At 52.6% G+C, this 21,236-nt stretch carries 17 protein-coding genes and 1 pseudogene; 5 read left to right on the top strand and 13 right to left on the bottom strand.

The annotated features are described in order from the left end of the window. Positions 1 to 7 precede the first annotated feature (7 nt). From eutN to eutS, 7 genes are all read right to left on the bottom strand, one after another. Entirely contained in the window at positions 8 to 295 is a 288-nt protein-coding gene (gene eutN / locus ACE15A_RS06015) for an ethanolamine utilization microcompartment protein EutN (RefSeq protein ID WP_001522340.1), read from the bottom strand. Between the two features lie 111 nt (positions 296 to 406). Further along, positions 407 to 697 (bottom strand): ethanolamine utilization microcompartment protein EutM, encoded by a 291-nt coding sequence (eutM, locus tag ACE15A_RS06010; RefSeq protein WP_000387720.1) that lies wholly within the window; start codon positions 695 to 697, stop codon positions 407 to 409. 40 nt (positions 698 to 737) lie between these two features. Next, positions 738 to 1,754 carry a phosphate acetyltransferase gene (gene pta, locus ACE15A_RS06005; protein WP_053507815.1) on the bottom strand — a complete coding sequence of 339 codons (1,017 nt, stop codon included), beginning with the start codon at positions 1,752 to 1,754 and terminating at the stop codon, positions 738 to 740. Then, positions 1,751 to 2,554, bottom strand: coding sequence for an ethanolamine utilization cob(I)yrinic acid a,c-diamide adenosyltransferase EutT (gene eutT / locus ACE15A_RS06000; RefSeq protein ID WP_053507816.1), 804 nt, complete (start codon positions 2,552 to 2,554; stop codon positions 1,751 to 1,753). Before eutT ends, pta begins: the two co-directional genes overlap by 4 nt. Continuing rightward, positions 2,551 to 3,240 (bottom strand): ethanolamine utilization acetate kinase EutQ, encoded by a 690-nt coding sequence (gene eutQ, locus ACE15A_RS05995; RefSeq protein WP_053507817.1) that lies wholly within the window; start codon positions 3,238 to 3,240, stop codon positions 2,551 to 2,553. The genes eutT and eutQ overlap by 4 nt, the downstream gene beginning before the upstream one ends. Next, a complete protein-coding gene (gene eutP / locus ACE15A_RS05990; protein WP_053507834.1) occupies positions 3,218 to 3,697 on the bottom strand; it encodes an ethanolamine utilization acetate kinase EutP in 480 nt (159 codons plus the stop codon). The genes eutQ and eutP overlap by 23 nt, the downstream gene beginning before the upstream one ends. Positions 3,698 to 3,709: 12 nt before the next feature. Next, positions 3,710 to 4,045, bottom strand: coding sequence for an ethanolamine utilization microcompartment protein EutS (gene eutS, locus ACE15A_RS05985; RefSeq protein WP_001031443.1), 336 nt, complete (start codon positions 4,043 to 4,045; stop codon positions 3,710 to 3,712). 313 nt (positions 4,046 to 4,358) lie between these two features. Here eutS and ACE15A_RS05980 point away from each other — a divergent pair, with 313 nt between their 5' ends. Continuing rightward, on the top strand, positions 4,359 to 5,600 hold the full coding sequence (locus tag ACE15A_RS05980; RefSeq protein ID WP_053507818.1) for an anaerobic sulfatase maturase: 1,242 nt from the start codon (positions 4,359 to 4,361) through the stop codon (positions 5,598 to 5,600). A 43-nt stretch (positions 5,601 to 5,643) separates the two neighbouring features. On the opposite strand, the gene ACE15A_RS05975 is transcribed toward ACE15A_RS05980, so the two are convergent. Together ACE15A_RS05975 and maeB are read right to left on the bottom strand one after the other, a co-directional pair. After that, positions 5,644 to 7,296 carry a sulfatase-like hydrolase/transferase gene (locus tag ACE15A_RS05975; protein ID WP_053507819.1) on the bottom strand — a complete coding sequence of 551 codons (1,653 nt, stop codon included), beginning with the start codon at positions 7,294 to 7,296 and terminating at the stop codon, positions 5,644 to 5,646. A gap of 458 nt (positions 7,297 to 7,754) precedes the next feature. Then, complete coding sequence (maeB, locus tag ACE15A_RS05970; protein WP_064055917.1) at positions 7,755 to 10,034, bottom strand: NADP-dependent oxaloacetate-decarboxylating malate dehydrogenase; 2,280 nt, start codon at positions 10,032 to 10,034, stop codon at positions 7,755 to 7,757. A 271-nt stretch (positions 10,035 to 10,305) separates the two neighbouring features. Here maeB and tal point away from each other — a divergent pair, with 271 nt between their 5' ends. Then, on the top strand, positions 10,306 to 11,256 hold the full coding sequence (gene tal / locus ACE15A_RS05965) for a transaldolase (RefSeq protein ID WP_053507821.1): 951 nt from the start codon (positions 10,306 to 10,308) through the stop codon (positions 11,254 to 11,256). A 20-nt stretch (positions 11,257 to 11,276) separates the two neighbouring features. Beyond that, entirely contained in the window at positions 11,277 to 13,277 is a 2,001-nt protein-coding gene (tkt, locus tag ACE15A_RS05960; RefSeq protein ID WP_053507822.1) for a transketolase, read from the top strand. A 63-nt stretch (positions 13,278 to 13,340) separates the two neighbouring features. Here tkt and ACE15A_RS05955 read toward each other — a convergent pair whose 3' ends face one another. The 3 genes and pseudogenes from ACE15A_RS05955 to nudK all read right to left on the bottom strand — a co-directional run bounded on the left by ACE15A_RS05955 (position 13,341) and on the right by nudK (position 15,442). After that, a complete protein-coding gene (locus ACE15A_RS05955) occupies positions 13,341 to 13,571 on the bottom strand; it encodes a hypothetical protein (protein WP_023245936.1) in 231 nt (76 codons plus the stop codon). Positions 13,572 to 13,699: 128 nt separating this feature from the next. Next, positions 13,700 to 14,742, bottom strand: a pseudogene (locus ACE15A_RS05950) (DUF1176 domain-containing protein). Positions 14,743 to 14,866: 124 nt separating this feature from the next. Then, positions 14,867 to 15,442 carry a GDP-mannose pyrophosphatase NudK gene (gene nudK / locus ACE15A_RS05945; RefSeq protein WP_053507823.1) on the bottom strand — a complete coding sequence of 192 codons (576 nt, stop codon included), beginning with the start codon at positions 15,440 to 15,442 and terminating at the stop codon, positions 14,867 to 14,869. Positions 15,443 to 15,651: 209 nt separating this feature from the next. On the opposite strand from nudK, the gene pbp4b reads away from it, so the two are divergent. Further along, positions 15,652 to 16,950 (top strand): penicillin binding protein PBP4B, encoded by a 1,299-nt coding sequence (pbp4b, locus tag ACE15A_RS05940; protein ID WP_053507824.1) that lies wholly within the window; start codon positions 15,652 to 15,654, stop codon positions 16,948 to 16,950. Positions 16,951 to 17,224: 274 nt separating this feature from the next. Here the strand turns inward: pbp4b and aegA are convergent, their stop codons facing one another. Beyond that, positions 17,225 to 19,186 (bottom strand): formate-dependent uric acid utilization protein AegA, encoded by a 1,962-nt coding sequence (gene aegA, locus ACE15A_RS05935; RefSeq protein WP_053507825.1) that lies wholly within the window; start codon positions 19,184 to 19,186, stop codon positions 17,225 to 17,227. 185 nt (positions 19,187 to 19,371) lie between these two features. On the opposite strand from aegA, the gene narQ reads away from it, so the two are divergent. After that, entirely contained in the window at positions 19,372 to 21,072 is a 1,701-nt protein-coding gene (gene narQ / locus ACE15A_RS05930; RefSeq protein WP_023245942.1) for a nitrate/nitrite two-component system sensor histidine kinase NarQ, read from the top strand. Positions 21,073 to 21,236: the final 164 nt, after the last annotated feature.

Here is a 21,236-nt window from a genome sequence, read left to right as displayed (position 1 = left end):
TTCAGTCCTATTTATGGAAAACCACTTTCCCGCCAGCCACCACTTCATCGACGATGCCAATGACGCACAGATCGACCGGTGATAATTCGCTGCGATGCGCCTGGCGTGCGGAACTGCCGCTGACCAGCAGTACCCACTCTCCGGTTCCCGCCCCGATACTGTCGATAGCGACGGCACACTGCCCGTCGGGGTTGCCCTGGGCATCGATCATTTCCACCATCAACAATTTGTCATGCGCCAGTCCCTGATGGCGGACGGTACATACGATTTGTCCTGTGACGACTGCCAGTTTCATATCCGCCTCCATGGATGGCCCGTTGGGTCGTAGGCCTTGAATCTGCGCACCATCAGGAATGGCGCGCATTAATGCCGGATGGCGACGCTACGCGTCTTATCCGGCCTACCATCAAATGTTGCTGTCGCCTTTGAAGCTGATCGGGAACACTTCTTCCAAATCGCCGTGCGGGCGTGGAATAACGTGTACGGAGACCAGCTCGCCAATGCGCTGCGCCGCAGCGGCGCCAGCATCGGTTGCGGCTTTACACGCCGCCACATCGCCACGCACCATCGCCGTAACCAGGCCACCGCCAATCTGCTTCACGCCGACCAGCTTCACGCGTGCGGCTTTTACCATCGCATCTGAGGCCTCAATCAGCGCAACCAGGCCCCGGGTTTCAATCATTCCTAATGCTTCCATCGTGTTTTCCTCTCATTAAAGGGGTCCAGAACGGGACCGTTCATTCAACCAGTGTTTGTAAGCTGCGTTCGCGGCTCACGTCAGTCTGGCGCGGCACGACTGCCACCAACGCCAGTTCGATAATTTCCTGCACGCTACAGCCTCGGGAGAGGTCGTGAAGCGGCGCGGCAAGCCCCTGAATTAGTGGCCCAACAGCGCGATAGCCCCCCAGACGCTGAGCGATTTTGTAGCCAATATTGCCCGCCTCCAGCGACGGGAAAATCATCACGTTGGCGCGGCCTTGCAGCGGGCTGTCAGGCGCTTTTTGCGCGGCGACATCCGGCACGAAAGCGGCGTCAAACTGCAATTCACCGTCCATAAGCAGTTGCGGCGCGCGTTCGCGAACGATCTCTGTCGCCTGCTGCACGTTAGCAACATTGGGGTGACGGGCGCTGCCGTTGCTTGAAAATGACAGCATCGCCACGCGCGGTTCTTCGCCGGTAATGGCTCGCCAGGTGTCGGCGCTGGCGATAGCGATATCCGCCAGTTGCGCCGCCGTCGGCTGCGGCACTACGCTGCAATCGGCGAACCCTAATGCCGGACCGGTGTACTGCGGCAGCATCAGAAAAATAGACGACAATGTTTTGCACCCGGGTTGCAGGCCAATCACCCGCAGCCCTGCGCGCAGAACATTCGCCGTTGACGACAGGTTGCCTGCGATACACACATCAGCCTCACCGGCGCTCACCATGGCGGCAGCGAACATCAGCGGGTCGCTAAGCTTTTCCACTGCGTCCGGCGGCGTTTTTTCTCCGGCACGGGCAAGCCAGCGTTGCGCAAAACGCTGGCGCATACTCAGATTGCTGTGTGGGTCGATGACCTGAATACCATCCATCGCCATACGGTGACTGAGGGCAAACTGACGCAGCGCAAACGGACTGGCGACCAGAATAGGGCGTGCCAGACCGTGCTGTTGCAGGTAATGCGCCGCTTTCAGCACGCGTTCATCCAGCGCATCGGGAAAGACAACTCTGGCGGGGGCGCGTACCGCCAGTTCGCGGGCGCGTTCAATGATCATTGCTCCCCTCCCAGCCGTTGTTGAATTTGGGCGACCGTCAGCGGATGTTTTGCCACGCTCAATATCATCATCACGTAAACCGTGCTGGAGAGACGGTTCAGCGCCTGCAAAATGTCCGGGCGCAAGACCTCAAAACTACGGGTAATAAACACCTGTGCGGCGAGGGTTTCCGTTTCGCGTACTTTGGTTCGCAGCAGATTAAGCAGCGCCACATCGCGACCGTGGCTGGCCTCCGGCACCAGATGATCGTGATCGAGGTAGCGCAGTGGTTGATGGGACAACCGATGCAGTTCATCCGAGTTCAAGCCGACAATCGCCTGCTCAGCCAGCGGCTCATCTATAGCGTCGGCGCGCATAATGTTGCCCAGCCGCGAGCGGATATCGAAAAGCCACGGCTGCCACGGTTCCGTCAGCTCGATTTGCAGCCACACGGTCAGCGCGATGGCGCTATCGAGCGCGGCGCGAAAACCGAGGCGCGGATCGCTTTTGGCGACCATTTTTTCCGCCGTCAGATGGGTTAGCGTATCGGGCTTTTTCACCACCGGCTGGCGGCACAGTTCACAGCAGGCCTGTGGGTACGTATCGCTACTGGTTAAGCCATGTACCGGATGCGGCTGCTGTTCGTCATCATCGACAAACAGCCTGCCTTGCTGATCCAGAAACTTAATGCGCAGGTGTCGGCTTTCCAGCAGTTCCCGGGCCGAGGGCGTCAGTCGTGCATCAGCGGGCAAATGGATCTCCGATCCTTCGCTGAGCGTATGGTTCGCTCTGAGCCACGTTTCAGTGATGAAATCGTTCATACGGATTGCCAGTTCGCAGGCCAGGCGACGTACAGAAAGCGCACGGTCGTCGGCGTGCCAAATTCAATGCTGGAGCCTTTGGGGATGAACATCACATCTCCGGCTTTGGCAATCATAGTTTCGCCTTCATGGCGCACGTGCAGTTCGCCCTCCAGCACCATATCGATTTCGTCGTAGTTCAGCGTCCATGGAAAAAAAGCGTTGTCCCACTGCATAAACCCGGCAGCCATGCTGCTGCCGTCCTGCTCGGTGACTAAATCCGTTAAACCGACGCAGTGCGGCTCAGCGCCGTCGAAGCGGCCAAATTTCACGCTGCTGCCGTCAATGACTTTCACGCCGCCTTTACCCGTTACGGAGGTAAAGCTCGGCTGTATCGTCCCCAGTTCCAGCGACTGCTTTTCCTTCAGCACTTTTTCCATCAACTGCGCTACCAGGCTTTCAGTAAACTGCCCTTCCGGGAGCTGCGCGATGATGGTTTCCCGAATGCGCTGGCTTTCGCTTTTACACGCTTCCGCCGATGTGGATACCGGGACGGACTCGTCGCATTCGGTAATCGTGAAGCCCAGTAGTTCCGCCACTTCGCGAGCCTCCGGGGTAATAATGCTGGCGCGCAGCACTACCGACATCGCCTGTTCGCCGCGGGCGTGGGCCGCACGAATATCGTTAGCTGTGATAAGTTTTTTCACCTGCCTCTTCCTCCTGTTCACTGAGAGCCGCCAGATAATCCACCAACTGCCGCACGCTTTGCGGGTCGTGGCCGTTGAGCTCGAAAATCGGCTCCCGGAATCCAATCTCGCCAAGCAACTGCCGCGTAGCGGCGACGTCGGCATCCGGCATGTCCGTTTTGCTGATAACGGCGATATGTCGTTTACGGGTTCCAACATCTAATAACCCGGCAGGTAAGCGACTTTCTTTATCGTTTGCCGCGTGGACATAAATCAGCGTGTCTACATCCTGCAACGTGGTAATTAAGGCGTGATACCAACGGGGATGGCTGAAATATTCACCCGGCGTATCGATATCGCCATGATCATTAAATTCCACGGCCTGCGTTTTTCTGGCGAGGGAATAATTTCCCCGTAACGCGTTAAAAAGCGTTGTTTTTCCGGCACCGACCGCGCCGACAAAAGCAATACGTTTCATTACCGCCACCAATTAACTTTTCGTTAACTCACACAGAGTAAAGTTTAATAATCGCCCCAGCCCGCTGACCGTCTGTAATAGCGCTTCTTCTACTGCGCCGACGGTGCCATAAATCACCAGCGCACCGCTAAATCTGTCGAGAAAACCGATGTGTACATCAGCAGCCTTCATCGCTAAATCACCCGCGATCATGGCCGTTTCCCCCGGCGTCAAGGTCATAATGCCAATCGCGCCAGATTCGGGAACGCCGATCTTTTTCGCCAGTTCGTCACCAGGGTGCGCAATGAGATGCGCCAGCGTGACCTGTTTGCCCGGCACAAATTCCTGAATAATGCGTTCTTTATTCATTGCTCACCGTCTCCACTGAAACTGCCGTCATCGTGGCAAATTTTTGTCGGAGTAAATAACAAAATTCGGCAAGGTGATGTAAAAGGTGAGGTAGATCACTAAGAAAAAGAAAATAAAAGTTACTTCTGTCGAAGGTGTTAACGATAAATATCGTGGTACATCACATTTTCAGGCGTAATTATGAATTTAAGCCTTTTCCGCAATAAATGCCTCACCGGATATTCTTTGTATTACTATCATCGATAAAAATAATTCGTATCACTCGATTTCTGCATAGTACAGATTCAGTGAAATAAGTAAGGGTAAGCGCAATATGCTCCAGAATATCCCCACCCGAGCCTTCCATGCCATGGCGAAGCCCAGCGGTTCAGACTGTAATCTCAACTGCGCCTACTGCTTTTATCTTGAAAAGCACGCGCTATATAACCATACGCCGCAACCAAGAATGACTGACGTTATGCTGGAGCGCTATGTCCGTGATTACATTGCGTCTGTCGCGCCGGAGGCGGAAGTCGCCTTTACCTGGCAGGGAGGCGAACCCACATTATTGGGGCTGGAATTTTATCGTCGCGCCGTCGCGTTACAGGCCAAATACGGCGCAGGACGACAGATCTCCAATAGTTTTCAAACCAATGGCGTCCTGCTGGACGATGCGTGGTGCGAGTTCTTTGTGCGCCACCATTTCCTGATCGGCCTGTCGCTCGATGGGCCTGAAGAGATTCATAATGAATACCGGTTAACGAAAGGCGGACGTCCAACGCATAAACTGGTCATGCGGGCGTTGGCCCTGCTCCAGCAACATGGCGTAGAGTACAACGTACTGGCCTGCGTGAACCGACGCAGCGCTCGCTCGGCGGAAAAAATTTATGATTTTCTCGTCGCCAGCGGCGTGGAATTTATTCAGTTTATCCCTGTCGTTGAGCGTCTGGCCGATGAATCTGCGCAGCAATCGGGGCTGACGCTACACGCGCCGGGTGACGCCTGCGGTACATTAACGGACTGGTCTGTTATTCCCGAAGACTATGGTCAGTTTCTGTGCGCCGTTTTTGACAGGTGGATCACACGCGATGTCGGTAAGGTGTTCGTCATGAATATCGAATGGGCATTCGCGAATTTCGTTGGCGCGCCGGGAACGGTCTGCCACCATCAACCGACCTGCGGGCGTTCGGTGGTAGTCGAGCATAATGGCGATGTCTATGCCTGCGAGCATTACGTTTATCCGCAGTTCCATTTAGGCAATCTTAACGAACAGACGTTTGCCGCTATGTTGGATTCCCCACAGCAGGAGGCGTTTGGCAAAGATAAATATGCAACGCTACCTGAGCAGTGTCGGCAATGCCCGGTACTACGCGCCTGCTGGGGCGGTTGCCCTAAACACCGTTTTGCATTAACAAAAGAGGGGAAGCCCGGACTCAATTATTTATGCGCAGGGTTTCGCGCTTATTTCCAGCATTTACCTCCCTATCTGAAAGCAATGGCTGATTTGATGGCAATGGGACGTCCGGCCAGCGATATTATGCATGCTCATTTACATTACGCCAGAAGCGATAAGTAAAATTAACCCGCCTCGTAAAGGCGGGTTATTCATATATCGCGTATTACAATTTAATTTGTACTTTAGGCGGATATTTTTTCAGAATTTCCATGTAATTATGGACTTCAGTCTGTAAAGGGACGCCCATAGGGATATGTCTTACGCCTACGCTATCGTCTTCCTGAGGATTAGTATAAAGGTTAAAGATCGTCGTACCTGCTGTTTTTGTAATAGCGCCAGTGAATCCGCCCTGATAGCCAGTTTGCGTGAAAGCGAAAGGCTGCTGGATAAGCAAATGATATTTAAACTCATCAATACGTACCGCCGACAGTTCACCATTGAGGAAATAGTGTTCCGCTTTACGGTTAGACTGGCCGTTTGTCCCCAGGAAGAAAGAGGACTGGTCAACGCCATCAATAAAGGTTTTTGAAGGCACCAGTTTCGCCAGTTCCGCTCCCGGATGCCCGGCTAACGAAAGGCTGGTCGGGAACAAATCCGCTAAATCGACAATACCATCGGATTTACGCGGCTGGATCATCCCCTTCCAGTAAACAAAGGTCGGCACGCGCACGCCGCCTTCCCACGTCGAGCCTTTAGCGCCGCGGAACGGCGTCCGGCCATGCGGCGGAACTTCAGCTTCCGGTCCATTATCAGACGTGAACACAATCAGCGTGTTATCCAGTTGGCCGCTCGTTTCAAGCGCACGGTACAAATTCGCAAAGACGTCATTCATCTCTACTATGCAATCGCTATACGAGGTACGCGCTGGCGAGCGTCCCGCATAATGGGCGTTAGGATAGTTATCAAAGTGACAACCGCGCGTGCCGTAATAGAGGAAAAACGGTTTGTCGTTTTTCGCCATTTTATTAATAAAGTCAACACCATATTTCATCCAGCGTTGATCAAGATCTTCCATGTATTTCGGCGTAATTTCGGCAACCGCCTCCTGCTTACCGCCGCGCACGGCATGGACATCATTTTTATCGAATGGCAGGTTTTTAATGTATTGATAGCGTGAAGGACTGAGCGCCACTTCCGGGTTCATATTCGGATCGCGCCATTCGGTGTACATATCAGAAACGGAGTTAAAACCACGGAAATCGTCAAATCCAACGTTCTGCGGCTGCGAACCGGTATTTTCCCCCATGTGCCATTTACCGATAGCCTGGGTCACATAGCCCTGATCGTGCAGTAATTGCGGCAGCGTTGTCAGGCCTTCCAGCCCTCCCGGCATACCATACATCGGCGGCATTAAAATCCCATGGTGGACGGAATATTGCCCGGTCATGATCGTAGCGCGAGTCGGCGAGGAGCTGGGCTGAGAATAGGCCGATGTCAGGATAAGCCCCTGGCTGGCTACCGCATCAATATCCGGCGTCGGGTTGCCGACCGCGACCCCGCCGCCGTTAAAACCGACATCCATCCAGCCTACATCATCAAGAATAAACACGACAATATTCGGTTTTTTACCCGTTTTTTTCTCTATATCGGCCAGCTTTTGCCGCGTTTCTCTCTCCTGTGTGGGATGAGAAATCACCGGCATCATATTGTCCGCCAATTTCGTGGTCGGCACGCCGATATATTGATTGGGATGGTCATATCCGGCAAAGCCATTCTGAGATGTCGCCACCATCGGTGTTTCGGCAGCGCTGACGGCTAGCGGGATAGCAGCGGCAATAGCGATTGCCAGCTGTCTCGGAGAGAACGTAAAGTCCATAATAATAGCTCCATATAATTCATCTCCCGCAATACGAGAGTATGACGATAAGAGAGCAAAAAAAATGATCTAAGCAGTAAGCGTCTTTGAGGTAAAGGATAATAAAAAAGTGGGTAGTGGCGCAGACCCTTATTAGTTAATGATCATAGATTTGCCCGTGCCAGACTACTATAAACCCGTCGCTATTGTTGTAAATGGTCAGCTTTCATTAACGATACCCGCCTCGAATGAAGAAATGTAAAATTATATTTTAATTATCATTGAAATAAATAAAATATCATTATTGATTATCTCGAAAATATAATTTAGGTCATACTTACGCTAAAGTGGCTTATTAATATTATTTAATTGTTTTTAATAAGACAAATATCATTATAATAAATTATATAAATAATTATTATCGCTACGGCGCATAAAAAAGCGCAGGAGAACCTGCGCCAGAAGAGAGTAATGCGTTATTAAAGCGGCGTGGTTTGCGCTTCAACCACCGCTAACGCCACCATATTCACGATACGGCGTACAGAGGCGATCGGCGTTAATACATGTACTGGTTTAGACACGCCCATCAGTACCGGGCCGACCGTGACGCCTTCGGAACTGGAGACACGTAGTAAGTTGTAACTAATGCGGGCGGCTTCCATATTCGGCATCACCAGAATATTGGCGGACCCCTTCAGCGGGCTATCCGGCATCCGGTCATTACGAATACTTTCTACCAACGCCGCATCGCCGTGCATCTCACCGTCAATCATCAGATCAGGCGCTCGTTCGCGCACCCGCTCAAGGGTTTCGCGCATTTTGCTGGCGGACAGCGAATTTGAGGAACCAAAGTTAGAGTGCGACAGCAGCGCAACTTTAGGCTCAATACCAAAGCGGCGAACGGTTTCCGCCGCCATCACGGTGATCTCCGCCAACTGTTCCGGCGTGGGATCTTCGTTAACATAAGTATCGGCAATAAAAGTGTTGCCGCTTGGCAGCAGTAAGGCGTTCATCGCCCCTGCCGTATGCACGCCGTCACGGTAGCCAAAGACTGCTTTCACCACGCTGAAATGCTCATGGTAGTCGCCGATGGTGCCGCAGATCATCGCATCCGCTTCCCCACGCTGCACCATGATCGCGCCAATGGCCGTATGGTTGCCGATCATCGCACGCTGCACCTGTTCCTGAGTTACCCCGCGACGCTTCATGATCTGGTAATACTCGCTCCAGTACTCTTTGAAGCGCGGATCGGATTCATTATTCACGATCTCGAAATCAACGCCCGCTTTGATCTGCAACCCCAGCTTCTGGATACGCATTTCGATCACGCTCGGGCGCCCGATCAGGATAGGCTTCGCCAGCCCCAGGGTTATCAACTCCTGGGTCGCGTGCAGCACGCGCGCCTCTTCCCCTTCCGGCAGCACTACGCGCTTCGGATCTTTACGTGCCTGCGAGAAGATCGGCTTCATGAACAGGTTGGTTTTGTAGACAAACTCGGTCAGCTTATCAATATAGGCATCAAAGTCAGCAATCGGGCGCGTCGCCACGCCGGAATCTATTGCCGCTTTCGCGACCGCTGGAGCGATTTTGACAATCAGACGCGGGTCGAACGGTTTCGGAATAATGTATTCCGGGCCAAAGCTCAGATCCTGATCGCCATAGGCCGAGGCCACCACTTCGCTCTGTTCGGCATGTGCCAGCTCGGCAATCGCATGTACCGCCGCCAGTTTCATCTCTTCGTTGATCGCCGTCGCGCCGACGTCCAGAGCGCCGCGGAAGATAAACGGGAAACACAATACGTTGTTAACCTGATTAGGATAGTCGGAACGACCGGTACAGATAATGGCGTCCGGACGCACTTCTTTCGCCAGCGGCGGCAGAATTTCCGGCTCCGGGTTGGCCAGCGCCAGAATCATTGGCGCGCGGGCCATTTTCTTCACCATCTCCTGAGTCAGCACTTTCGGGCCTGAACAGCCGAGGAAAATATCCGCGCCGTCAATGACATCATCCAGCGTGCGCTTGCCGCTGTCGTCTACCGCGTAGGCCGCTTTGGTCTCCGCCATATTCGGCTCACGGCCTTTGTAAATAACGCCTTTAGAGTCGCAAACCACGATGTTGTGCTTTTGCATCCCCAACGCGACCAGTAGGTTCATACAAGCGATTGCCGCCGCTCCTGCGCCGGAGACGACCATCCGCACGTCGGAAATATTTTTCTCTACTACTCGCAGGCCATTAAGAATCGCGGCAGTACTGATGATCGCCGTTCCGTGCTGGTCGTCATGGAAGACCGGGATGTTCATTCGCTCGCGCAGTTTCTGCTCAATATAGAAACATTCCGGCGCTTTAATATCTTCGAGGTTAATGCCGCCAAAGGTTGGCTCCAGCGCCGCGACCACATTGATAAATTTATCCGGGTCAAGCTCATCGACTTCTATGTCAAACACATCGATGCCGGCGAATTTTTTAAACAGAACGCCTTTGCCTTCCATGACCGGCTTACCGGCCAGTGCGCCGATATTGCCTAACCCCAGCACCGCTGTACCGTTGGAAATGACCGCGACAAGGTTGCCGCGCGCGGTGTATTTATAGGCTGCCAGCGGATCTTTTTCAATTTCCAGGCAGGGCGCCGCCACGCCTGGAGAGTAAGCTAACGCCAGATCGCGCTGGGTGGCGAGGGGCTTAGTCGGAGAAACCTGAATTTTACCTGGGACCGGAAATTCGTGGAAATCAAGGGCGCTTTGTTTTAACTGCTCATCCATCTTGTTGTTCCTTTCACGTATCGTTCAAAAAGTGACGCGGCCTGGTGCGCCGCACATTATCACCGTACTGCGCAACACAAACTTTGAAGGTCTGCAAACTATCACGACGCGGCGCAAGAGTTTGTTATCAACTTATAACAGCCATGTTACCTGCTTATGCCAGCAATACCATGCCTATCTGCTATGCTTTTTGGTTATGTAGTGTATGAATTTTTCAGAAGTGTGAATCAACACACTCATCTAACACTTTACTTTTCAAGGAGTATTTCCTATGAACCAGCTAGACGGCATCAAACAATTCACTACCGTCGTCGCCGACAGCGGCGACATCGAGTCCATCCGCCACTACCAGCCACAGGACGCCACGACGAATCCATCTTTACTGTTGAAAGCTGCCGGCCTTGAGCAGTATGGTCATTTGATTGAGGATGCGATTACCTGGGGGAAAAAACATGGCGGTACGCAGGAACAGCAGGTTGCGGCAGCCAGCGATAAACTGGCGGTCAATTTTGGCGCGGAAATACTGAAAAGCATTCCCGGTCGCGTCTCCACTGAAGTCGACGCGCGGTTATCGTTCGATAAAGAAAAAAGTATCGAGAAAGCGCGCCATCTGGTGGATCTCTATCAGCAGCAGGACATTGATAAATCGCGCATTCTGATCAAACTCGCCGCGACCTGGGAAGGTATCCGCGCCGCCGAGCAGCTCGAAAAAGAGGGCATTAATTGCAACCTGACGTTGCTGTTCTCTTTTGCCCAGGCGCGCGCCTGCGCCGAAGCGGGCGTCTATTTGATCTCTCCGTTCGTGGGCCGAATTTACGACTGGTATCAGGCGCGTAGTCCGCTGGAGCCGTATGTCGTGGAGGAAGATCCCGGCGTGAAATCGGTACGCAATATCTACGATTACTTTAAACAGCATCGCTATGAAACTATCGTGATGGGCGCAAGTTTCCGCCGTACTGAGCAAATCCTCGCGCTAACCGGCTGCGATCGACTGACTATCTCCCCTAACCTGCTTAAAGAGTTGAAAGAAAAAGAAGAACCGGTGATCCGTAAACTGGTGCCTTCCTCGCAGATGTTCCACCGTCCTACACCAATGACGGAAGCAGAGTTCCGCTGGGAACATAATCAGGACGCGATGGCCGTAGAGAAGCTGTCGGAAGGTATCCGCCTTTTTGCCGTTGACCAGCGCAAACTGGAAGACCTGCTTGCCGCCAAACTATAAACCTTGCCACGGAGTGATTTATGTCCCGTAAAGACCTTGCCAATGCGATTCGTGCGCTGAGCATGGATGCCGTTCAAAAAGCCAATTCCGGGCACCCCGGCGCGCCGATGGGGATGGCGGATATCGCTGAAGTGCTATGGAACGATTTTCTTAAACATAACCCAACCGATCCGACCTGGTATGACCGTGACCGTTTTATTCTTTCCAACGGTCACGCCTCCATGCTGCTCTATAGTCTGCTGCATTTAACCGGTTATGACCTGCCGCTGGAGGAGCTGAAAAACTTCCGTCAACTGCATTCTAAAACGCCAGGCCACCCGGAGATTGGCTATACACCCGGCGTTGAAACCACCACCGGACCGCTGGGCCAGGGGCTGGCGAATGCCGTCGGGCTGGCGATTGCCGAGCGCACGTTAGGCGCACAGTTCAACCGCCCGGACCATGAGATTGTCGATCACTACACTTATGTCTTTATGGGCGATGGCTGTCTGATGGAGGGGATCTCACATGAGGTGTGTTCGCTGGCAGGTACGCTGGGACTGGGCAAACTGATCGGCTTCTACGATCACAACGGCATCTCCATTGATGGCGAAACCGAAGGCTGGTTTACCGACGATACCGCCAAACGCTTTGAAGCCTACCACTGGCATGTCGTGCATGACATTGACGGGCACGATCCGGAAGCGGTGAAAAAAGCCATTCTGCAAGCCCAGAGCGTAAAAGATAAACCTTCGCTAATTATCTGTCGGACGGTGATAGGCTTTGGTTCGCCGAATAAAGCGGGTAAGGAGGAGTCACATGGTGCGGCGCTGGGCGAAGAAGAGGTGGCGCTGACCCGCCAGAAGCTGGGGTGGCATTATCCGGCGTTCGAGATCCCAAAAGAGATTTACCGCGCATGGGATGGTCGCGAAAAAGGTGAGAAAGCGCAGCAGCGGTGGAAAGAAAAGTTTGCAGCTTATGAGAAAGCCTGGCCTGAGCTGGCAGCGGAGTTTACCCGCAGGATGAGCGGCGGACTGCCGGAGGCATGGGAATCCGCCACGCAAAAATTCATTAACGACTTGCAGGCTAATCCGGCCAAAATCGCCACCCGTAAAGCATCGCAAAATACGCTCAATGCCTATGGTCCCCTGTTGCCGGAACTGTTGGGCGGATCGGCGGATCTGGCACCGAGCAACCTGACTATCTGGAAAGGTTCGACCTCGTTGAAAGAGGAGCCGGCAGGTAATTATATCCACTATGGCGTGCGCGAATTCGGCATGACCGCCATTGCCAACGGCATCGCCCACCACGGCGGCTTCGTACCCTATACCGCCACGTTTCTGATGTTTGTCGAATATGCGCGTAACGCGGCGCGTATGGCGGCCTTAATGAAAGCCCGGCAGATTATGGTCTATACCCACGACTCCATCGGTCTGGGCGAAGATGGCCCGACGCACCAGGCCGTGGAACAACTGGCGAGCCTGCGCTTAACGCCAAACTTCAGCACCTGGCGTCCCTGCGATCAGGTTGAGGCGGCGGTCGGCTGGAAGCTCGCCATCGAACGTCACCACGGGCCGACGGCGCTGATTCTCTCACGGCAGAATCTGGCGCAGGTAGAACGCACGCCGGAACAGGTGAAAGCGATAGCCCGCGGCGGTTATATTCTGAAAGATAGCGGCGGCAAGCCGGATATCATTCTGATCGCCACCGGTTCGGAAATGGAAATTACCCTCCAGGCGGCGGAAAAATTGACTGGCGAGGGCCATAACGTTCGCGTTGTGTCGTTACCTTCAACGGATATTTTCGATGCGCAGGATGCGGCATATCGCGAGTCGGTGCTACCGTCGCACGTGACCGCCCGCGTCGCGGTGGAAGCCGGTATAGCTGACTACTGGTATAAATATGTTGGCCTAAAAGGCGCAATTATTGGCATGACGGGATACGGCGAATCCGCCCCGGCTGACAAACTGTTTCCGTACTTTGGCTTTACCGTGGAAAATATTGTAGAAAAAGCCCGCCGGGTGCTGAACATAAAAGACTAAGGGTGAGCGTTAGAAACGCAGATTTTGCGCAGTCTGCAGAGCTGTTCTGTAGGCTGTGCAAAATTACTTCGTAGACTCAGGCGCATCAGATTGCCCGATGACGGCCTCATCAATGGATTTATGACACATCAGGCAAAAGGCCTTTTTTTTATGCTCCTGCAATGTTGAATCCCATGCCTTTGAGCCTCCTTCTTTATTTACTTTTTCTCTTATCGCTGCCAGCCGATCTATTTCATAATAAGCGCTCAGGCAGCCACAATGGGGGCATAATACGGGGCCATTATTTATTTTCATACTATTTCCTGCTGTGGTGAGGCTCTCGGGTAAAGTAACAATCTTACTATAACGTAGCAATCTCTATACCATAAATGAGGCCTAAACAGGTGTATCTCTATTCTGAAAATGGCGATCACGACCAAGATTCAACGCGTGATCCACAGCGTGGGCCAGGCATCCGGTCCGTGCCAGTTATCACAGCTCGGTTCTTCGGCATAACGCACCAGACGAAAACGATCGCCATCATAACGCCAGCGCGTCTGGATACCGCAGTCGGCTAGCCCCCGTCCTTTCGCCAACGTCACCAGCTCGCGCGTTTTCTCGTCAAAGAAGGCGTTCATCAACTCCATGTCATTACTTTCGACGCCGCGATTAAACGGCAGCCGCAAACGTACGGCGCGCGAGACGAGCGTTTTTTTCCGCGAAACTATCCAGGCGAGATCGATAGTGTTATAGGCGCCGGCCTCGCAGTTAACAATCAATAATGCGTTATCATCCGTCAGCGCGCTGACCTGCGCCTCGCGCCGCAGCGGATCGAGCGAACAACGAATGCCGTTTACCCGCCATGCTGCGTAGTCCAGCAGATCGTTGCGTTCTTCCTCACTCAACGGTACGGGCGTTGGATTAATAACGGCGATCCCCTTTAATGCCGGCGCCGGGGGAACGCTGAGCGGCGGTTCGTTTCCTTTTTCAATCCAGGCGGTTTCGCTACCCACGCGTTTTTGCTGTGCGTCAATAAACAGTAACGCCGCTTTTAATCCCGCCAGCGAAAGCGTCTGGACACCGTTTTTTAAGGTGATGGCCTGCGCATCCTGAATAGTCTGTAAAAACGCGGCGATAGTGGCAGGATCGCCCGTCATGAGATGCCAGGGCGACACGCGCCAGTGTGGACTGTTGAACGAAAGCGGTTTGCCATCCAGCAATAAGCGAGGCGCAATAGCGGCTTCTTTAGCGTCGGGCGGCACCAGACCGCCGCGGTCGATACGCAGTACCGCATCGGTACGCGCCCCGGCGCTGCGGCTTAATGTCATCACCAGTCCATGATGTTCGCCGGTATTGCGCGCTACGCAAAAATTTTGGTTATTGCAGGTGACCTGCCAGTCGGAAAAAGTCCGTTGCGCTGGCGCAGCCCACAGTAGCTGGGCCGACAACAGGACAGGCAGACAAAAAAAATAACGCGGTAGCGCATGAACGGTACAACCCCAGATTCAGAACAACACAGCTAAGGCGGTATCTTCCTTTCGCGCCTCAGGGTTCTCAATCAGATTTATCGGATTGGTCTTTTCTGTGTAAAGAAATATATTTCTTTTTTTTCAGTCCATTAGATTAGACATCTGTAAATAGTTAAGCAATAACACGGCCTTACCGTCCCGAATCTCACCCGAGCGTACCATTTCCAGAGCCCGGGAAAACGGCAGTTCAAGCACCTCAATATCTTCGTCCTCCACGCCGCCGCCGATACTGGCGCGCTCGCTATCATGATATTCGGCAATGAAGAAATGAATCAGCTCCGTAACGCCGCCTGGCGACATATAAAGCTCAAATATCTTGCGTACCTCACCAACGTCATACCCTGTCTCTTCAATGGCCTCTTTACGGATACAGACCTCCGGCTCGTCGTTATCAAGCAAGCCAGCACAGGTTTCAATTAACATACCGTCTTGATTACTATTGACCCATGTCGCCACGCGAAACTGGCGAACCAGAACCACAGTTTTTTTGGTTGAATTGTATAGCAGAATGGTTGCGCCATTCCCGCGATCGTAAACCTCACGCTTGTGACGGATAACCTCGCCATTACGACGGGTCAGGTCATAGGTAATGTTGCGCAGAGTGAAATAATTATCAGAAAGAATTTTATCCTTAATAAGCGTAATGGTTTGCGACATGCTGACTCCAGAGTGTAAAAAGAGCATTAATATTACGCCGTGAAGTCGGTTTTGTCTGCTGAAGGGATAGAACCTCAATGCCGACTGAACGGACGTATAGCCACATTCTTTCTGTCATTGTCCTTTATGAGGATATTCTGCTTCTATAGGCTGCAGAGTCCATGATCGCGATATGATTTGACTGCAGGACTGAAACTGAGGAAATAATCATGAAACTTACTATCGTTGCAGCAGTTTTTCTTACTTTTTCTATTTCAGCTTTTGCCGTTGAGTATCCGGTATTGACCAACACCAGCCCTGAGCAAGTGGGCTTTGATAGCAAAAAACTTAACCGACTTGATGGCTGGATTCAAAATCAAATTGATGCCGGATACCCCAGTATTAATCTTCTGGTAATAAAAGATAATCATATTGTTCTACAAAAAGCCTGGGGCTATGCCAAAAAATATGACGGTTCCACTCTGTTAGCCAATCCCATTCTGGCGACCACTAACACGATGTATGACCTGGCTTCAAACACAAAAATGTATGCCACTAATTTTGCATTACAAAAACTGGTGTATGAAGGGAAAATAAATGTCAATGATTTAGTATCAAAATACATCCCCGGTTTTAAGGATATGCCTGGTGATAAAATTAAAGGGAAAGATAAACTCCGTATCATTGACATTCTTCATCACGTCGCGGGCTTTCCTGCCGACCCACAATATCCCAATAAAAAAGTAGCGGGTAAATTATTCTCACAGAATAAAAGCACTACTCTGGAGATGATTAAAAAGACTCCGCTGGAATATCAACCCGGGTCGAAGCATATCTACAGCGACGTGGATTATATGATACTTGGTTTTATCATTGAATCGGTAACAGCAATGCCATTAGATCGCTACGTCGAAACAACCATTTATAAACCGCTCGGATTAAAACATACCGTCTTTAACCCGCTGATGAAAGGCTTCACGCCGCCGCAAATCGCCGCAACGGAACTACATGGCAACACGCGTGACGGCGTGATTCATTTCCCTAATATTCGCACCAATACTATATGGGGTCAGGTGCATGACGAAAAAGCCTGGTATTCAATGGGCGGCGTATCAGGACACGCCGGACTCTTTTCTAACACCCATGATATGGCCGTGTTAATGCAAGTGATGCTCAATGGGGGCGGCTACGGTAACGTGAAGCTATTCGATAAGAAAACGGTTGAACAGTTTACTCGCCATTCGCCAGAAGACGCTACCTTTGGTCTGGGGTGGCGCGTTAACGGCAACGCCTCAATGACCCCAACGTTCGGGGTGTTAGCCACTCCGCAAACGTATGGGCATACCGGATGGACCGGAACGCTGACGTCTATCGATCCGGTTAACCATATGGCGATTGTGATTTTAGGTAACAGGCCGCACTCGCCAGTAGCAGATCCTAAAGTGAATCCAAACGTTTTTGTCAGTGGGTTATTACCCGCGGCAACGTATGGCTGGATTGTTGACCAGGTATATGGTTCCTTAAAATAAAAATTAAGAAGGGATTCTTATAAAGTCCCTTCCTTCAATTTACACTATATTTTCAATACTAAGATTGACCTCATCAGGCCTATTATTTGATAGCAAAACTTATAACGCTTTTTCGCGCTTTAATGTCGGTCTGAAGGAAAATGTTTATCGCAGAGCGTCCAGCCCCGCGAGCGCCATCATTTCTGAAAACGGAGTAAGATTAGTCAATAGGTTTAAGATTTTTTATAACACTGTCGTTTAACCGTTGTAGGCCTGACCCGGCCTACAAATACGATTATTTAGCCAACCAGTCGAGCATCCCCTGCGCGGCATGTCGGCCTTCTGCCATCGCCGTCACCACCAGATCGGCGCCGCGCACCGCATCGCCGCCGGCGAAAATTTTCGGGTTGGACGTCTGGTAACGAAATGCGCTCTCGACGCTGGCGGCAATACGTCCCCAGTTATCCACCTTCACGCCATGCGATTCCAGCCACGGCATACCGTGCGGATGAAAACCAAACGCCATAATGACCGCATCCGCCGGCATCACAAACTCGCTGCCCGGTACAGGTACCGGGCGGCGTCGCCCCTGACCATCCGGTTCGCCAAGCCGCGTACGCAAAAAGCGAATACCGCTGACGTGTCCTTGCGTATCCAGCACCAACTCAACCGGCTGAACGTTAAATTCAAAGTTCGCGCCCTCTTCCCGCGCGTTTTTCACCTCTTTTTTCGACCCCGGCATATTGGCCTCATCGCGGCGATAAGCGCAGGTGACGTTGGCAGCGCCATGACGCAGCGCCGTACGTACGCAGTCCATGGCGGTGTCACCGCCGCCCAGCACAACCACGTTAAGGCCAGCAATATCAATAAACGGCGCATCAGGCGACGCCGGAAGCCCCATCACCTGTTTGGTATTGGCGATGAGGAATGGCAACGCATCATATACCCCCGGCGCGTCTTCATTCGGTAAATCAGCCTTCATGGAACGATAGGTTCCCACCCCGATAAATACGGCGTCATAGCTCTCCAGCAGTGTCTCCAGAGAAATATCTTTCCCCACTTCGCAATTAAGCTCGAAACGAATCCCCATCGCGCTAAAGATCTCCCGGCGTCGCGCCAGCAGAGATTTATCCAGTTTGAAAGCCGGAATACCAAACGTGAGCAAACCGCCGATTTCCGGATGGCGATCGTAGACGGTGGCGCTTACGCCATGGCGCGCCAGCACGTCCGCGCAGGCAAGGCCTGCCGGCCCCGCGCCGATAATCGCCACGCGCTTGTCAAGTTTCTGTACGTCCGACAAGTCGGGACGCCAGCCTTTGCTCAGAGCGCGATCGGAGATATAGCGCTCAATATTGCCGATGGTAACAGCCCCATACTCATCGCGGAGCGTACACGCGCCTTCGCATAGCCTGTCCTGCGGACAGACGCGCCCGGTAATTTCCGGCAGGCAGTTGGTCTGGTGAGAAAGCTCTACCGCCGCATCAATATCGCCGGCTTTCACCAGTTCGATCCACTGGGGAATGAGGTTATGCAACGGACACGTCCATTCGCAAATACTGTGTTCACCGCATGTGAGGCAGCGGGCCGCCTCACGCTCCGCCTGCGCGGCGCGAAACGGCAGATAAATTTCCTCAAAGGTCGTTTTACGCGCTTCAATCGCCAGTTTATCCGGTTCGCCGCGCGGCGGCGTCGCCTGCATACGCTCGGCTTTGCTACTCGTTGTCCCACTGTATTGTGTATCAACGGTATGCCAGGGGCGAATCTCCTGCCGGGCGGTACGCAGCCGTCGTGTTTTAGCCAGATGGGTCAACGACGCTTCGGTGACCAGTTGCAGCGCATCCGCCGGGCAATTTTCCACACAGGCCGGGCCATGTTCACGCCCCTGACACAGATCGCATTTATGCGCGCTGGCTTTGAACTGGTTTGGCGCGACGGGCGTCAATACCATCTGCATGGTGCCGAACGGGCAGGCGACGACGCAGGATTTACAGCCAATACACTTCTGCGCATTGACCTGCACGCTGTCGTTAATATGCGCGATCGCGCCGTTCGGGCAGCTACGGGCACAGGGCGCATCCTCGCAATGGTGACATGTGACCGCACTGCGCTGGTGCTGATGTTTGATGACAGTAATTCGGGGCTGATAGCGCTGTGGCGTCAGGACATGTCGCTCATCATTGTGAGCCATTACGCAGGCGACCTCGCAGGCATGGCATCCCAGACACTGCTGGCTATTGGCCATAATAAAACGATTCATGGCGTCCTTCTGTTTTGGTTGCAAAAACCTTATTCTTTATATGAGCATTGTTATTAACTGACGAAGGCGGGGTCGGCAATGTTCATCTGCCCAGGAAGCACAACTATCTGTCCAGAACCTGTGGCAGATCAATTTATTTCATAGCAAATGAAATTGCGGTTCAGCTAAATGCGGGGAGTACCAGTGTGACGGTTAAACGCCCGGTCTCGGCCAGTCTGGCTAAGGCTTTTTTCTATATTGTGCTGTTGTCTATTCTGTCCACCGGCAGCGCATTACTGACGCTGACCAGCAGTTTACGGGATGCCGAAGCGATCAATATCGCCGGTTCGCTACGGATGCAGAGCTATCGGCTAGGTTACGATCTGCAAAGCCGTAGCCCGCAGATTAATGCGCATCGTCAACTTTTCCAGCACGCGCTCAACTCGCCGGTACTGCAAAATCTCAACGCCTGGTATGTGCCGCAGGCGGTGAAAAATCGCTACGCGCGCCTGCACGCCAACTGGCTGGAGATGAATAGCCGCTTACAAGACGGCGACATTGCCTGGTATCAGACCAATATCAACAATTACGTCGATCAAATTGATCTCTTCGTTCTGGCGTTACAGCATTACGCCGAGCGTAAAGTCATGCTGGTCGTCGCCATATCGCTGGCGGGCGGTATCGGCATATTTACGCTGGTCTTTTTTACTCTACGGCGTATTCGCCAACAGGTGGTTCGCCCGCTTAATCAACTGGTCACCGCCAGTCAACGTATTGAACACGGTCAGTTCGCCCCGCTGCCGCTGGATACCAGCTTACCCAATGAACTGGGATTATTGGCGAAAACGTTTGGTCAAATGTCGAGCGAGCTGCATAAACTTTACCGTTCGCTGGAAGCCTCGGTGGAAGAAAAAACGCACGATCTGCATGAAGCGCACCGTCGCCTGGAGGTGTTATACCAGTGCTCCCAGGCGCTGAATACCAGTCAAATCGATGTCCACTGTTTTCGCCATATTTTGCAAATTGTCCGTGAACATGACGCCGCCTGGTATCTGGAGTTAACCGTGGGCGATAACTGGCGGATTAGCGAAGGCGCGCAAAGCCCCGATTTGCCGATGCAAATGCTGCCGGTTACGATGCAGGACACGGTCTATGGCGAACTTCACTGGCAAAGCCCCAACGTTAATGCCTCCACGCCGCTGCTGAACAGCGTCTCCACGATGCTGGGGCGTGGTTTGTACTTTAATCAGGCGCAAAAACACTTCCAGCAACTTTTGTTAATGGAAGAGCGCGCAACGATTGCCCGTGAGCTACACGATTCGCTGGCGCAGGTACTTTCTTATTTACGTATTCAATTAACGCTTTTGAAGCGCGCCATTCCAGAAGATAACGCCGGCGCGCAAAGCATCATGGCGGATTTTTCCAGAGCGCTGAACGACGCCTACCGTCAGCTTCGCGAACTACTCACCACGTTCCGTCTGACGTTACAGCAGGCCGATTTACCCTGCGCATTACACGAGATGCTGGAAGATTTACAGAGTCAGACCCCGGCCAAACTCACGCTGGATTGCCGTTTACCCACGCTGGCTCTGGATGCGCAAATGCAAGTGCATTTGTTGCAAATTGTGCGTGAAGCGGTCCTGAACGCCATTAAACACGCCAATGCGAGCGAAATCGCCGTGAGTTGCGTCACCGCGCCTGATGGCGATCATACCGTTTATATTCACGATAATGGCATTGGTATCGGTGAACCGCATGAGCCTGCCGGACATTATGGCCTGAATATAATGCGCGAGCGCGCGGAACGGCTTGGCGGCACGCTGAATTTTTCGCAACCCTCCGGCGGCGGCACGCTGGTCAGCATCAGTTTTCGCTCCTCCAGCAAGGAAGAGAGTCAGTTAACGTAAAGAACGGCAAAGCGCCGGAAGGCCAGATGTCAGGCTTTCCGGCGTTGGCACAAAAAGTATGCTGTAAAAGCGCATGATAATTTACATTATCTCCTTTATTTCTCCACGTTTGGCTCGTAGCTTGCCGCTACAGTGAAGCAGTTCATACCTAATAACGATATGTA

The organism is Salmonella sp. HY31 (assembly GCF_042604575.1).
GTDB lineage: Bacteria > Pseudomonadota > Gammaproteobacteria > Enterobacterales > Enterobacteriaceae > Salmonella > Salmonella diarizonae.
This window is presented reverse-complemented; position numbering and strand designations above follow the sequence as displayed.